This is a genomic window from Botryobacter ruber, from assembly GCF_003347595.2.
Classification (GTDB): domain Bacteria; phylum Bacteroidota; class Bacteroidia; order Cytophagales; family Hymenobacteraceae; genus Pontibacter; species Pontibacter ruber_A.
Genome location: NZ_QCZK02000059.1, coordinates 144,461 through 158,730, shown reverse-complemented (window position 1 = coordinate 158,730; position 14,270 = coordinate 144,461). Strand labels below are relative to the sequence as shown.

Below are 14,270 nucleotides of genomic sequence, written 5' to 3'. Positions count from 1 at the left end.
TGGGTTGCTGCGCAGCAGCATAAAAAAGTAGCCCCGGCTAGCGGGGCTACACAAGATGAACATCCGTGACCTTTCGGCTGGGAGCTCTCTTTTGGGTAAGACAAAGATAACAAAATTATCCTATAAAAAAACTTGACTTTTAAGACAGTACCTTGTGGGCAAGCTCCAGTAAGGCCAGCTACTAGAGTTTATAGAATGGAAGGTACTTTTTAGTTGGTATAAATTCTGCACCACCACCCACCAAAGCCACAGCCCCCGCCTTTAACACGTATTGTGAAACTGGCGGGGGCTGTGGCTTTCAATTAGCAGACGCTGCTTTATCCGGCTATTACTTCTTGTAAGAAATCAACACCGACACCGGGAAGTGGTCAGACGGGTATTTCCCTTTGCCGTAGGTGTCGGTGTGGATGCCGTAGCGTTGCACTTTAAACCCGGACGTCAGGAAAATATGATCTATCCTATCGTTGGTGATGTGTTGGGCGCCAAAGTTGTTAAACGTGCCGCTTGGGGCATACTTAACATCTGCCAACTGGTAGGCATCTTTTAACAGAGCAGAGGAAGTGATAAGCTGGTAAACAGGATTGTCCTGGCTGAAGTTAAAGTCGCCGGTCAGGATAACAGGCGATTTTCCAGCCAGTTCATTTATCTTGCGCAGCACCAGTTTCGCGCTTTCTTCCCGCGCCTGCTCTCCCCGGTTATCAAAGTGCATGTTGAAGAGGTAGAACGTGAAACCGGTAGCTTTGTCCTGGAACTGCCCCCAGGTGCCAATGCGCGGGTAAGCCGCATCCCAGCCCTTGCCCGGTTTATCGGGTGTTTCGGAAAGCCAGAAATCTCCGTTTTTGAGCAGTTTGAATTTATCGGTTTTATAAAAAATAGCCGAAAACTCCCCCTTCTGTTTACCATCGTCTCTGCCTGCACCAATATACGCATAGCCTGGCATTTCATGGGTCATGTCCTGCAACTGGTGGTGCAGTCCTTCCTGCGTCCCGAAAATATCAAAGTCATTGTACCGGATAAGTCCCGTCAGCAAGGGCAGGCGTGTTTTCCAGGCATTCACCGTATCCCTGACTTCGTCGTACTTGATGTTGTAGGTGGCCACCTTCAGTGTTTGCGCCTGTGGGGCAGTTGTTGCACACAACAGGAAGGCCGCAATACATAACAGTTTTATGAGCTTCATGATTAGGTTAGTTAAAGCATCTTCAGTTGGAAATATTTTGTCCTCATTTGAAGGGCGACTTTACTTACTCTTGCTGTTTTCCTCCTACTCCGACGATACACACCGGAACCCGGTATTCTCCAGGCCGGTATCTGCCGACGATTTCATGCGGGAAGTAACGCGGTAGCCTTTGCAGTAGCTGCTGTGGCACATAAAGGAGCCGCCGCGCACTACCCGCTTCGGGGTGGAAGGTTCGTCCGGATCATAGCTTCTGGCCGGCCCTTTCGGGTTGTCTGACACGCCGGAGGCTACTGTTTTGTAGTAGTTGGCATCGTACCAGTCGGCGCACCATTCCCATACGTTGCCTGACATGTCGTAAAGGCCGAACTTGTTCGGCGCAAAGCTTTTAACCTGCGACAGCCCTGTATTCTTGTCCCAGCCGGTGTTCTTTACCGGGAAGGTGCCCTGCCAGGTGTTCGCTTTGGGCTTGCCTTGCTCTACATCCTCGTTGCCCCACGGGTATTTCTGGTCCTGCATGCCGCCTCTGGCTGCAAATTCCCACTCGGCTTCGGTAGGCAACCGCTTCCCGGCCCATTTGGCATAAGCCATGGCATCGTCCCAGGAAACCTGCACCACCGGATGATTTTCTTTGCCTTTGATGCTGCTGCCAGCGCCCTGCGGGTGGCGCCAGTCGGCTCCTTTTTTCCAGCTCCACCACTGGCCGGGGTTACGCAGCGATACCAGCTGTGCCGGTGGCGTAAACACCAGCGAAGCTGCTACCAGTAAGCTGTCGTGGGGCTTTGGTGTGCCGGGCGGCAGTTGCAGCTTCAGTTCTTCCCAATCCGGGGCGCGTTCGGCGGTTGTTACATAGCCGGTTGCTTTCACAAACTCGGCAAACTGGGCGTTGGTTACTTCGGTGGCATCTATCCAGAAGCCCTTCACCTTTACCTGGTGCTGCGGATACTCATCAGGGCGGCCTTCGGTATCGGTGGCGCCCATGCCGAAGCTTCCCCCTTCAATCCAAACCATCCCATCGTGCGACAGTTCCTTTGCCTGGTAAGATGCCGTGTCGGATGAAGCGGCAAAGCGGGCTGGCAGGTTGCTGCTGCAGTGGGTTGTTTCGCTGGCTTCGGTTGCGGTAGCTGTTACCACCTCCGCTTCTTTGCCCCCGCCTGACTGGCAGGCAGGGAGGCAAAGGAGGGCGATGCCGGTAAAAAAGAGGGTAATCTTTTGGGTTGTAAACATGTAATAATTTTTCTGGAACAATATCTTCCTAACACCAGCACTACTTAATAAGTGCCTTTAAATGGCAGGTCGATGCGGCGGTGTGGCACAGGCTTGAGCGGTATCTGCAGGCCGCCGGTACGCTCGAGCCAGTCCCACAACTCTTTCTTCAGCTGTGCGGCTACCTGCTGGTGCTGCGGACTGCGAATCAGGTTGTTCATTTCTTCCGGGTCTGCTTTGATGTCGTACAACTCGTTTATATCCCACAGACCATGGTTGTAAATGTACTTGTATTGGTCGGTACGGATGGCGAATACGGTTGGCGTCTGCGGGAAAGCCCACTCCCAGTAATACTCATAAAAAATCCTGTCGCGCCACGACGGTACCTTTTCTCCTTTCAGCAGCGGGAGAAAAGTGCGGCCCTGCATGTTTTCCGGTGTCGACATGCCGGCCATGTCCATAATGGTTGGCGCAATGTCGATGTTCATCACCATCTGCGGCACTTTAATGCCTGCATTCACCACACCCGGACCACGCACCAGCAGCGGCACCCGCATCGACGGCTCATAGGCATTGCGTTTGTCTATCAGGCCGTGCTCGCCAAAGATAAAACCATTATCGCCCATATAAAACACGATGGTGTTTTTATCCAGCCCTTCTTTTTTAAGCCAGGCCAGCACTTTGCCGATACTCTCGTCCACGCTCAGCAGCGTTTCCAGGTAGTTGCGGTAGAACACATCAAACTTGATGTCGCCGTCATACATGCCGTCCACACCATGCCAGCTGTTGCGCTGCTTGCGCACCCACTCCGGAATATCTCGGGTGTTTACCGGGCCCTGGGGCTCCTGCTTTTTGCCAAAAACAGGGCTCTCTTCTGTAGCCGTCAGGTACATAGACTGCGGGCTGACAATGGGCATGTCTTTGTATTTGCCGGCATGACGCGGAGCCGGCTGAAATTCGGCATGAACGCCCTTGTGCGAAAGGTAAGCAAAGAACGGCTTGTTCTTGTCGCGTTTGTTCAGCCAGTCCAGCGTTTGGTCCGTGAGCAGATCTGTTACATAAGTTCCTTCGGGTTGCTTTACTGATTTACCGTTAATGTTCAGCACCGGGTTGAAATAAACGCCCTGGCCCCTGAAGCTGACCCACTGGTCGAAACCGGGCTGCGGCATGTCGTCTTCGTGGCCCATGTGCCACTTGCCGAAGAAGCCGGTCTGGTAACCCTGCTTCTGGAGGTACTGCGGGAAGAAGGTCAGGCCCTCCGGTATCGGGGCGTTGTTATCCACGATGGTGTGCGTATGGGCGTACTGGCCAGTAAGGATGGAGGCGCGGCTGGGCGAGCACAGGGCGGTGGTAACAAAGGCGTTTTCCAGGTGTGCGCCTTCCCTGGCCATACGGTCCATGTTGGGCGTCTGCAGCCCCGGCACTTTGTTCATAAAGCCCATAAAGTCGTAGCGGTGGTCGTCGCTCAGGATGAAGATAACATTCATCGGCTTGTTACCCGCTTTTTGCTGCGCCTGCAGCGGCTTCGTACACGACCCCAGCGCCAGGAAGATCAGCAGAAATGACATTCTTCCGGCAATTGATGTGATAGCTTTTTTTACCATGATTTTAATTTAAACTATTTAAGAAAGTAGATTTATAGATTAGGGTGATGGCTGCCTGTAAGTCCGGTGCAAGGGCGATACACATGGGGTAAGCGGCGTATTAGCTTTGCCTGTTTGCTTCCTGAAAAAGCGGCACGTTGCAGCTGTGTCAGAAACGTGGTATGTTGAGCACTTTGTACTGAATTGCGATATGGAAACAGGGCTGCTGTACTTCATTGTTTTCGATGCAAATATTCAGGTTATATTGCTCTTATCACAAAATTGCACCCCTACATTACCACATCACACTTCTACTTTACTACTACAATTTCGCACTAACGTTTGTTTTAGGGGTTTTTTTATTTTTCGGGCTGTTCAGTTTAATATATTTACATACCAAACCGGGTGTCCTGCCGTAAGAAAAGCGGGAGTTCTGTGTCTGGATTGTATCCTGGTAGTGTGCACATCCTGCACATCCTGGTGTATAATAAAACGAATATGATGCATGGCACAGGAGTTATGTGAATAGCAGGTGGTATAACAAATGGTGTGCTGCACCAGCAACTATAAATGAGTAGAAAATACGAAGACCAGATGAAACAAAAGACATTACTACTAGCAGCCCTGTTCACGATGCTTTTTTTTAACGTGGTGCAGGCGCAGGACCTGAGCCAGTATGAACGCAAAACCTTTGTAGCCAATGGCGACACGCTGCCTTACCGCATCCTGTACCCCGAGAATTTCAATCCGAAGAAAAAGTACCCGCTCATCCTGGTGCTGCACGGAGCAGGCGAGCGCGGAAATAATAATGAGTCGCAGCTGGTGCATGGGGCCAGGATGTTCCTGCAGCCGGAGTACCGGAAGCAGTTCCCGGCCATCGTGGTGTTCCCGCAGTGCCCCAAAGATTCGTACTGGTCGAACGTGAACATCGTGCGGGATGAGACAGGGAAGCGCACCTTTAATTATTTGGAAGAAAAAGGCGAGCCCACCATGGCCATGCGGGCCTTGCTCCGCTTTGTGGATGAGCTGGAGGACTGGGACAGCGTAGACGACAAGCGGATGTACCTGGGCGGTTTGTCGATGGGCGGCATGGGCACCTTCGAGCTGCTGCGCCGGGAGCCTAACATGTTTGCCGCAGCGTTTCCCATCTGCGGCGGCGGGCATCCGGCAGGAGCAGACGAGTATGCGAAGCGTGTGGACCTGTGGGTGTTTCATGGCGCCGAAGACGGGATCGTGCCGGTTGAGAAGTCGGAGGTGATGGTAGATGCCATCCGGAAAGCAGGCGGCGATGTAAAGTTCACTATTTACCCCGGCGTGAATCACAACAGCTGGGACTACGCCTTTAAAGAACCGGACCTGTTGCCCTGGCTCTTCTCGCACCGCAAGAAAAGCTTTTTCGAACGCCTGTTTTAGCAACAGCGGGTGTGGTGGCAGGAGCAGAAAAGAAAAAAGCTTGTAAAAAGTTTACTGCTCCTGCCACCATAGCCGCTGCACATGCTAAAGGATTCGAGAAATTGTAGATAGTGCGAACAAGTTCCCCTTTGAAGCAAATCTTGTAGGGAAACGGGTGCGCTGGTGCGAGCTTGTAGCTCGTACTTTCATTTCCCAAGCTAAAATACAGCCTGTCTACTAAACATCATGCTTTTTATGGTGGTAAGTAAGTACGAGCTACAAGCTCGCACCAGCAAATTAAATTATGCTCCAGTACCTTTTCTTTTTCCATACAAGATTAGCTTTAATGGAGGACAAAAAAATATTTAGCTAACCAGAGCGAATAGCAGCATTCCAGCAGTAACAGAAAACACCATGAAACACTTTTTACTTCTTCTACTGGCAGCCTACCTGCAGGTGCTTCCGCTACAGGCGCAGCCGGAAACGCAACAAACCAAAGCGCAGGCAACCGCTGCCCAAAGCGAAAACGCCACCAATCCTGTCGCTAATCCCAAAGCCGTAGTCGTCGCGGGCAATGCACGGTTTACGGTCCTGACGCCGGAGCTGATCCGGATGGAGTATGCCGCGGGCCAGGATTTTACCGACAAAGCGTCGCTGGTTTTTATCAACCGCAACCTGCCCGTTCCTAAATTTACCACCCGCCGGAGAGGCAAAAACCTGGTTATCCGGACCAATGAGCTTACCCTTACCTACACACAGGACGGGCAGCCGTTTAACGCGCAGAACTTAACGGTGGAGTTTAAAGTGGCAGGCAGAAAAGTTACCTGGAAACCCGGTATGGAAGACACGCAGAACCTGAAAGGCACCATGCGCACCCTCGACCAGGTGAAAGGCTGGGACGGTGAAAAGAAACTGGAGCCGGGCCTGCTGTCCCGGAGCGGCTGGGCACTGATCAACGACAGCAAGACCAACCTCTTCGACGGCGCTACCGACTGGAACTGGGTAACCCCCCGCCAGAACAAAGAAGTTATCGACTGGTACCTGTTCGCCTACGGGCACAACTATAAACAGGCGCTGCAGGATTTTACCAAAGTGGCTGGTAAAATACCCATGCCGCCAAGATATGCTTTTGGCTACTGGTGGTCGCGCTACTGGATTTACTCCGACAGCGAACTGCGGGAGCTGGTGAAACAAATCAGGAGCTACGATATTCCGCTGGATGTGCTGGTTATCGACATGGACTGGCACGAAACCTATGGCTTCAGCGCCAACAACCCTAAAACAGACCCGATGGGGCAGTGGGTCGGCTGGACGGGCTACACCTGGAACAAAAATCTTTTCCCGGAACCCGCCAAATTCCTGCAATGGACAAACGAAGAGAACCTGAAGACAACTCTCAACCTGCATCCTGCATCCGGCATTTCGCCAATGGAAGAGCAGTACGCCGACTTTGCCCGCGCCTATGCCTTCGATACCACCGGCAGCGCCTACATCCCGTTTGCTATGTCGGATAAAAAGTGGGCCAAAACCTATTTTGATATCGTGCTGGAGCCAATGGAGAAAATGGGCGTCGATTTCTGGTGGCTCGACTGGCAGCAGTACCTGGAAGACAAGCAGGTGAAAGGCCTGAGTAATACCTGGTGGCTCAACTACACCTTCTTCACCGATATGGCCAGGAAAGGAAACAAGCGCCCGATGCTGTTCCACCGCTGGGGAGGGATGGGCAACCACCGCTACCAGATCGGCTTTTCCGGCGATGCCCACACCACCTGGGAAACACTGGATTTTGAAACCTATTTTACCTCTACTGCATCCAACGTAGGCTACGGCTACTGGAGCCACGACATCGGCGGCCACATCACGGGCGGACCCACCGAAGGCGAAATGTATCTGCGCTGGATTCAGTTCGGCGTCCTCAGCCCGATTCTGCGGACACACGCTTCTAAAATCTCCGAACTCGAACGCCGCTTCTGGAAATTCCCGGCACATTTTGCGCCCATGCGCGATGCCGTTAAGTTTCGGTATGCGCTGGCGCCTTACATTTACAAAAATTCCCGCGTGGCTTACGATACCGGCATCTCGCTGTGCAGACCCATGTACTACGACTACCCGAATGAGGATAAAGCCTACACGCACAAAACCCAGTACATGTTCGGCGACGACATGCTGGCAGCCCCTGTTACCACCCCTGTTGCCAAAGAAAGCCTGTTAGCCGAACGCACGGTCTGGCTGCCGCAGGGAGATGATTGGTATGAATACACAACCGGCACGTTGCTCAAAGGAAACCAGGTAGCAAAACGCAAATTTTCGCTGGAAGAGGTGCCGCTTTACATGAAGGCGGGCAGCATCATTCCCATGTATACGGATGTAGACAACCTGCAGGAAGTGCCGGTTACGCAGGTGCTTGCCTTTGTGCCGGGAACACAACGCGCCCGGACACAAGTGTATGAAGACGACGGCATCACGGATAACTATAAAACAGGGGCCTTTGCGACCCGAACCATTACGCGGGAAAATATATCCGATAAGGCCATGAAAATTGTCGTGGAGCCGGTGAAAGGAAGCTACGAAGGTATGCCGCAGGGCCGTGCGTTTGAACTGCAGCTACTCAGCTCCATTCCACCTGCAGAAGTGATTGTAGACGGCACCAGCTACAGCTATGATGCAGATAAAAAGCCGGGCACCTGGTCGTACTCTAACCACGACTTCTACACCTCCATTCACATCCCGGAAAAAACAGTTACGCAAAACATGGAAGTGACCGTGCGTTTTGATAAAACCTTTGCCGAGCAGCAACAGGTGTTAAACGGCAACAAAGGGTTTTTGCAGCGCCTGGCCTGGGTAACGGAGCAGCTGAAGTTTATTGTAGCCGAAAAAGACTGGGGCGGCACCCTGCCTAACTCCATCTACGAACTGGGCAACATCCGGAACATCCTGCTGTACCATCCCGAACGCGCGTACCCGGAACTGCAGCAGCTGAATGCTGCCAAAGCAGGCTTAAAGGAAATTCTGCTTACCTTACCTTATGTCGAGAAGGAGAAGGTACAGCACCTGGTAAAGCACCTGGAGTTGGAGTAGTAGTATTTTGTCTGAACCGGGATGAAGCAGATTGAAGGATTTTCAGGAGCAGCGGCAATGGTGGCAGCTGCAGCAGAACTTTTCAGCTTTGCAGCAGCTGCCACCATTGCCGCTGCTGCTTTATTGAGGAGTGTGTTTCATTAGAAAGCCGATTTCATTAAAAGGAACGTAGCGAAAAAAAAATCCCCCTTGGTGAAGGGGGTAGGGGGATTGGCCCGGTATTGCAGCAGAATCAAAACAAAGAAGATGGATTTACAGGAGGCGATATTAAGGTTTTGTTTATCAGCAGTAGCCATCAATCCCCCTGCCCCCTTCGCCAAGGGGGATAAAAACTCCCTGGGCAAACCAGTCCTTAATCAACCTTAATAGCTGACAGCTTTTCCTGTTTGAAGTTAATCCGGAAACAGGTTAAGCCATCCGGCAGCGGTTTCAAGGAAAAGCTGAAGCCGTGGTTTACCAGGATGTCCCGGATCATTGTCAGCCCGATGCCCTGGCCGGTTTCTTTGGTGCTGTAGAAGGGGGTGAAGAGGTGGGGGAGTACTTCTTCCGGGATGCCGCCGCCGGTGTCGGTGATGGTGATGGAAGGTGGCTCCTGCTGTGTTGTTACCTCAATACCTCCATCTGCTTCGATGGCTTCCATCGCATTTTTGAAGATGTTCAGCAGCACTTGCTCCATCTGCTGTTCGTCGAGCTGCACCAGCAAAGGCTGTGGTGCGAACGTGCAGGTGAAGGTGATGTGGCGGCGCTGAAGTTCGGGTTGCAGCAGGCGGTGCAGCCGTCGCACGAGGTCATGCACATCCACCAGCGTTTTCTTCGGTTTGGGCAAACGCACCACTTCGGCAAAATTGGCCATGAACCGGCTTAGGTTCGTGTTGCGGTCGATGGCTACCTGCAGGATGTGCTCGAAGTCCTGCTGGTCGTCGGGCTGCAGTTGCGGCGCGTAGTACTGCAGCGAACCGAGAATAGAATTGATGGCGCCCGCCGAGTTGTTCACCTCATGCGACATCATCCGGATAACCTTTTCATAAGCCTGCCGCTCGTTTTTCAGGATGGCCTCCGTCAGCTCCTCAATCAAAATAAAGTAATGCTGGAAGCCACGATCCAGGAAATGGGCACGGTGGCAGCGGTAGGTCCAGGTGCCGTGAATGCGGAAGGTAACCGACTGCCCGGTTGGCAGGTTTTTCAGCTGCTGTGCCCACACCTCCGGCAGCTGCCCCACATGCTTGCCCAGTACCGATTTTGCCGGTACCCCCAGGAAACGCTCCGCCGCCGGGTTCAGGCTCTCCACCTGGTTGTCGAAGCCCAGCAGGATGATGCCGGCAGGAGAAGCCTGAATCAGTTTTTCGAGCAGGAAATGCTTTTCGGCCTGCGCCACCCGCTCGTGCCGCAGCTGGTCGATCATGCGGTTGTAGACGTTTACCAGCTCGTCCAGCTCCTGCTGGCCCACAGCCATAAATTTGGTAGAAAAGTCTTTGTCGCGGATAGATTCGATGCCGGCCCTGATGAGCGTGAGCGGTTTGAAAAAGGCCTGGTACAGCTGCACCGTTACCAGCACAGAACCGATTATGAGCAGCTCCATCACCAGGAACAGGTACTTGTTGTGCTGCAACAGGTACCAGGCCAGCGCCCCCAGCAGTCCGTGAATGAACACGGCAAACAGGATGAACTTAGTCCGCAGGGTCATAAGGGATGTCGAATTTTTCGAGGCGGCGGTAAAGGGCGGCGCGGCTTAACCCCAAAGCCCGGGCTACTTTGCTGATGTTGTTGTGGTAGTAATCCATCGACTTTCTGATCATGGAAGCTTCCATTTCGTCCAGGGTCATGGTGCCTACGGCGGGCAGGGTTTTGTCGCCGGGTTTGGCGGGGCTCTGCTGGGCCTGCGCCTGGAAATCCGAAACCTCCAGCACCTTGCTTTCTGCCACCAGTACCGTACGCTCTACCATGTTCTTCAGTTCGCGGATGTTGCCGGGCAGCGGCAGTTCTTTCAGCCACTGCAGTGCCCGCGGACTTACTTCCAGCTCCGGCCGGTGGTAGGTTTTCTTCAGGTTATCCACAAAAAACTGAACCAGCAACGGAATATCGTCCGGGCGCTCGCGCAAAGGGGGCAGTTTTACTTTTATCAGGTTGATGCGGTAGTAGAGGTCTTCGCGGAACTTGCCTTCCTCCACCAGTTTTGCCAGGTCGCGGTTGGTGGCGCACACCACCCGGATGTCCAGCTTTCGGGAGCGGCTGTCGCCGAGCACTTCATAGGTGCGGTCCTGCAGCACACGCAGCAGCTTCACCTGGCTGCTCAGGTCCAGTTCCCCGATTTCATCCAGGAAAATGGTGCCTTTGTTGGCCAGCTCAAAGCGTCCAACGCGGTCGGCTTTGGCATCGGTAAAAGCGCCCCGTTTGTGCCCGAACATTTCGCTTTCGAACAGGCTGGCCGAGATGCCGCCCAGGTTCACTTTTACGAAGGGCTGCGATTTGCGCAGGCTGTTCCGGTGCACCGCTTCTGCAATCAGTTCCTTGCCGGTACCGCTTTCGCCTTCAATAAGCACAGAAGCATCGGTGGGCGCAATCTGGCCGATGCGCTTGAGTAGCTGCAGCAGTTGCGGGTCCTGCCCCACGATATTTTTGAAGTCGTACTGCCGGTCGAGCTTCTGGCGGGAGAGTGAATCGCCGGCATCGGCTGTTTGTTCTGACAGGCTCAGAGCTGTTCGCACCGCCTGCACCACATAATCGTTGCTCCAGGGTTTGGTGATAAAATCGGCGGCTCCGGCACGCATGCCTTCCACGGCCAGTCCGATAGAGCCCCAGCCCGTGATGAGGATAACCGGTAGCTGCGGGTACAGCTTTTTAAACTGCCCCAGCAGCTGCAGCCCGTCATACCCCGTGGTGTCGATGGAAAAGTTCATGTCCATAATCGCGAGCTGGAAGGGGTGCAGGCGCGCCAGTTCCAGCGCCTCTTTGGGAGAGGCAGCCTCTTTCGTTTTAAACCTGTTCTGCTTGAGCAGCAGGCTAAGCGAAGCACGTACGGCAATATCGTCGTCGATAATCAGGATCATGTAGTGTGGCTGCTGTTAAGGCAGTATAAAGATAAAACTTTAACCGATATTTTTGTCCAAGTTTGAAAGTAGTCTTAAAGGGAAAGGTCACAGTAGCTTCGACCATAGTCATTGGAACAGATGCTAGCTTTAAAATCAGGCAAGGGAGTAGTAACTAAATCCCCCTTGGCGAAGGGGGTAGGGGGATTGGTAGGTACTGCGATTAAATCTTGTATCTGTACTACTCTCTGAAGTCACTGCTTTTATAGGTTGTTTCTTCTGCAGTTCCGTTCAATCCCCCTACCCCCTTCGCCAAGGGGGATTTATTACACATGGCTGCCAATTCTGACCTTATTTTTCCTGCTTTTTTTTCACATAACCATCTCCACTACTCCTCGTGCAGCGCCACAGCAGGCTGTATGGCAGCGGCCTGGCGGCTGGGGTAGAAGGCGCAGAGGGCGGTAAGCAGGTAAATCAGGCCGACTGCAGCGAACAGGGCCGAGATATACACCACCGACTCCACCTGCATTACCTCCAGCAGGGGCAGCTGGATGGCAAACACCACGCCCAGCAGCAGACCGAACGTAGCCAGCACCAGCACCTCGCCAATAAACTGCCGGTAAATCTGGGCAGACGAAGCGCCAAGAGCACGGCGCAGGCCAATTTCGCTGTGGCGGCGGTTGATGTTGTGCCAGAGCACGCCAAACAGTCCCAGCGCCACATTGAAAATCAGGAAGCCGCACACCAGCCCCAGCGCTATCATGGGCACAAGGGTAAGCCTGGCTTTGCTCTTGCGCATTTTCTCCAGCGTAGTTACTTCCAGTGTCCAGTTCTGCGCAATGCGGGACAGCTCCCGTACCATCTTCTCCTCGAAGGCCACGCCCGTGCCCGGCTTCACCCGGATAAGCAGGCTGCTCCACAAGGCATGCTCGTTTTGCTGCAGGTTAATGCGGGAAAAGAAAGCAGGTTCTTCGGCATTAAATTCACTGTAGGCCCTGTAGTAATCCATCACCCCGATAACCGTGTAGTTGGTGGAGTCGTTGATGGGAATGAGTTTGCCGATGGCTTCTTCTTCACCGAACAGTTTTTGTTTCAACATCAGGTTGATAACGATAGGCCGGTGGCGCGAAGCGTCGTCCTGCGGACCAAACCAACGGCCCTGTTGCAGCTGCAACTTCATCACGTCTTTAAAATCGTCCTGCACATCGTACACGTTCGCCTGCACCTCTTTGTTGCTGCCATAGGAGAGGCTGTTTGTCATCATGCTGAACGCAAAAGGAACGTTGCTGTTGGAGAGGGAGACATGCTCCACTTCATCGAAGCTCTTCACCCGCTGTAGCAACTGCTCTTGTATCAGCCGGTTCTGGGCGGTAGAGTCGGAGTTGGTGCGGAGCGTGAGTTGCCACACATCCTGGTGGTCGAAGCCGAGCGGCTTGGTGTAGTTGCAGTAGTTGTAGAACACGAAGCTCAGTACCGCGAAGAGCACCATAAAGGAAAAGAAAATTTCAGTAATCAGCAGGAAGTTGCTTTTCTTCCGGTTCCAGATCAGTTTAAATAAGTGGCGTATCATTTGGTACCTCCTTTCAGTGCTTCAACAGGTTGCAAACGTGACATTTTAAAAGCCGGGTAAACCCCGGAAAGCAGCCCGAACACCAGGCAGAGCAGCAGTCCCCAGCCAAAGACGCGCAGGTTCAGGCTCAGATCGGCGTAGGTGATAAGGCCGCTGTCGTTTATTAACTCCAGCACCAGCGCCGACAACACAAAGCCCAGCAGCCCGCCCAGCAGTGTCAGGAAAATGTTTTCGATAAGAAATTGCCCGATGATGGTAGCAGACGAAGCGCCAAAGGCTTTCCGCACGCCAATTTCAGACGACCGCTCCAGGATGCGGCTGATGTTGATGTTGACCAGGTTGATGGCAGGCAGCAGCATGAACAGGAAGGCAACTAAAGCCAGAATGCCATACAGGAAGGCTGTTTTGTTTTCGCGGCCGTTCCCTAAAAAGTTGCGGGCGAAGCTTTCCAGTACGGAGTCGGGGAAGGAGTAGAGCTTTATCCCTTTTTCCGGGTGAGACAGCTCCACCTGGTGCATCATCTGCGCATACTCCTCCTTGATTTTGGGAATGTCAGCAGACTGGCGTGCTTTAATGGTGGCAAAATATTCGCCGTTGAGATCAGCTTTATTAAAATCTTTGCTGCGGAGCGTAACCGGCACCCACACATCGGCATAGGAGTGGAGGCGCAGCACAGGTACATCTTCTACAACGCCTATTACACGGTACTTTACCTGGTCTACTTCAATGGTTTGTCCTACAGCCTCACCCGAACCAAAATACTTGTCACGCGTGCTCTGGTTGATAACCGCCACGCGGCTGGCATTATCCGTTTCCTGCTGCCCGAAGGCACGGCCTTCCAGGAAATTGAAGTCGAGGATCTCCCAGAACGCCTGGTCGGTAAACTTAAGGTCGAGAGCCAGTTTGCGGTTGTTTACATAGCTGTTCACGGTCACGAAAACAGAATTAACAGACACGTTTTCGGGTGTTTCTAGTGTGCGGACGTGGCGGTTGAGGAAGTGGTAGCTGGGCGGGCCGCTTTGGGTATGCCCATTGTCGAGCTGCTTGCGCATGATGTTCACGAAAAGCAACCGGTTCATTTCCCGCTCCGGCATCTGCGGGCCGAATACGTGGTCAAAAAGAGATGTCACCACCATCAGCACCATCAAGGTAAAGCTGATGCCGAAGAGGCTGATGAAGGTAAAGAACCTGCGCCGCAGGAGTACCTTCCAGGCTATTTTAAGATAATTCTTCAGCATGGC

The 14,270-nt window shown here is 53.1% G+C and carries 9 protein-coding genes; 2 read left to right on the top strand and 7 right to left on the bottom strand.

All coding sequences use genetic code 11. The features are described 5' to 3' along the window. Positions 1 to 328: 328 nt before the first annotated feature. The 3 genes from DCW36_RS21135 to DCW36_RS21125 form a co-directional block, all read right to left on the bottom strand. On the bottom strand, positions 329 to 1,177 hold the full coding sequence (locus tag DCW36_RS21135; RefSeq protein WP_114781736.1) for an endonuclease/exonuclease/phosphatase family protein: 849 nt from the start codon (positions 1,175 to 1,177) through the stop codon (positions 329 to 331). 84 nt (positions 1,178 to 1,261) lie between these two features. Beyond that, positions 1,262 to 2,401, bottom strand: coding sequence for a formylglycine-generating enzyme family protein (locus DCW36_RS21130; protein ID WP_114781744.1), 1,140 nt, complete (start codon positions 2,399 to 2,401; stop codon positions 1,262 to 1,264). Positions 2,402 to 2,445: 44 nt separating this feature from the next. Next, positions 2,446 to 3,984: a sulfatase family protein gene (locus DCW36_RS21125; RefSeq protein WP_240676266.1), complete on the bottom strand. Its 1,539-nt coding sequence runs from the start codon at positions 3,982 to 3,984 to the stop codon at positions 2,446 to 2,448. Between the two features lie 549 nt (positions 3,985 to 4,533). Between DCW36_RS21125 and DCW36_RS21120 the strand changes: the two genes are divergently transcribed. Both DCW36_RS21120 and DCW36_RS21115 read left to right on the top strand, forming a co-directional pair. Next, positions 4,534 to 5,376 (top strand): carboxylesterase family protein, encoded by an 843-nt coding sequence (locus DCW36_RS21120; RefSeq protein WP_240676265.1) that lies wholly within the window; start codon positions 4,534 to 4,536, stop codon positions 5,374 to 5,376. A gap of 393 nt (positions 5,377 to 5,769) precedes the next feature. Further along, positions 5,770 to 8,433, top strand: a complete 2,664-nt coding sequence (locus DCW36_RS21115; protein ID WP_114781733.1) for a glycoside hydrolase family 31 protein — start codon at positions 5,770 to 5,772, stop codon at positions 8,431 to 8,433. A gap of 352 nt (positions 8,434 to 8,785) precedes the next feature. On the opposite strand, the gene DCW36_RS21110 is transcribed toward DCW36_RS21115, so the two are convergent. The 4 genes from DCW36_RS21110 to DCW36_RS21095 form a co-directional block, all read right to left on the bottom strand. Further along, positions 8,786 to 10,117, bottom strand: coding sequence for a sensor histidine kinase (locus DCW36_RS21110; RefSeq protein ID WP_114781731.1), 1,332 nt, complete (start codon positions 10,115 to 10,117; stop codon positions 8,786 to 8,788). After that, complete coding sequence (locus DCW36_RS21105) at positions 10,101 to 11,480, bottom strand: sigma-54-dependent transcriptional regulator (protein WP_114781730.1); 1,380 nt, start codon at positions 11,478 to 11,480, stop codon at positions 10,101 to 10,103. The genes DCW36_RS21110 and DCW36_RS21105 overlap by 17 nt, the downstream gene beginning before the upstream one ends. Positions 11,481 to 11,847: 367 nt before the next feature. Then, on the bottom strand, positions 11,848 to 13,029 hold the full coding sequence (locus tag DCW36_RS21100; protein ID WP_114781729.1) for an ABC transporter permease: 1,182 nt from the start codon (positions 13,027 to 13,029) through the stop codon (positions 11,848 to 11,850). Continuing rightward, complete coding sequence (locus DCW36_RS21095; RefSeq protein ID WP_114781728.1) at positions 13,026 to 14,267, bottom strand: ABC transporter permease; 1,242 nt, start codon at positions 14,265 to 14,267, stop codon at positions 13,026 to 13,028. Before DCW36_RS21095 ends, DCW36_RS21100 begins: the two co-directional genes overlap by 4 nt. Between the last annotated feature and the right edge of the window lie 3 nt (positions 14,268 to 14,270).

Bases quoted from the DNA above. Each gene is read 5' to 3' on its own strand.
- DCW36_RS21135 (WP_114781736.1), bottom strand. From the start codon at position 1,177: ATGAAGCTCATAAAACTGTTATGTATTGCGGCCTTCCTGTTGTGTGCA.
- DCW36_RS21130 (WP_114781744.1), bottom strand. From the start codon at position 2,401: ATGTTTACAACCCAAAAGATTACCCTCTTTTTTACCGGCATCGCCCTC.
- DCW36_RS21125 (WP_240676266.1), bottom strand. From the start codon at position 3,984: ATGGTAAAAAAAGCTATCACATCAATTGCCGGAAGAATGTCATTTCTG.
- DCW36_RS21120 (WP_240676265.1), top strand. From the start codon at position 4,534: ATGAGTAGAAAATACGAAGACCAGATGAAACAAAAGACATTACTACTA.
- DCW36_RS21115 (WP_114781733.1), top strand. From the start codon at position 5,770: ATGAAACACTTTTTACTTCTTCTACTGGCAGCCTACCTGCAGGTGCTT.
- DCW36_RS21110 (WP_114781731.1), bottom strand. From the start codon at position 10,117: ATGACCCTGCGGACTAAGTTCATCCTGTTTGCCGTGTTCATTCACGGA.
- DCW36_RS21105 (WP_114781730.1), bottom strand. From the start codon at position 11,480: ATGATCCTGATTATCGACGACGATATTGCCGTACGTGCTTCGCTTAGC.
- DCW36_RS21100 (WP_114781729.1), bottom strand. From the start codon at position 13,029: ATGATACGCCACTTATTTAAACTGATCTGGAACCGGAAGAAAAGCAAC.
- DCW36_RS21095 (WP_114781728.1), bottom strand. From the start codon at position 14,267: ATGCTGAAGAATTATCTTAAAATAGCCTGGAAGGTACTCCTGCGGCGC.